Source organism: Halomonas sp. ND22Bw (genome assembly GCF_003011945.1).
Taxonomy (GTDB): Bacteria; Pseudomonadota; Gammaproteobacteria; order Pseudomonadales; family Halomonadaceae; genus Halomonas; species Halomonas halophila.
Genome location: NZ_PXWD01001517.1, coordinates 1 through 246, shown reverse-complemented (window position 1 = coordinate 246; position 246 = coordinate 1). Strand labels below are relative to the sequence as shown.

Here is a 246-nt window from a genome sequence, read left to right as displayed (position 1 = left end):
GTGCGGGGGCGGTGCGCGATCTCGAGCGTTGCGCTGGAGACGCCCGCGGGGGTGGTGGTGTCGAGGAGGCCCTTGGTCGGGGTCGTCACCGCGTCGCTGCCGAAGACCGAGATGCGTGCGCTGCCGTTGAGCCCCCTGGCGCCGAGGCCGGTCTGACCGTTGGTGAAGCCGAAGGCCGCCGTGTCGGGCCCCGTGATCGTCGCGCTGCCTGCGCGGCCGCCGCTCGCCCCGAGGAGGATGAGGCGG

The 246-nt window shown here is 74.8% G+C and carries 1 protein-coding gene; it reads right to left on the bottom strand.

The window, feature by feature from the left end; genetic code table 11:
* Positions 1 to 246: hypothetical protein (locus CVH10_RS26310; protein WP_219925059.1), on the bottom strand; the 246-nt coding region annotated here is incomplete at both ends.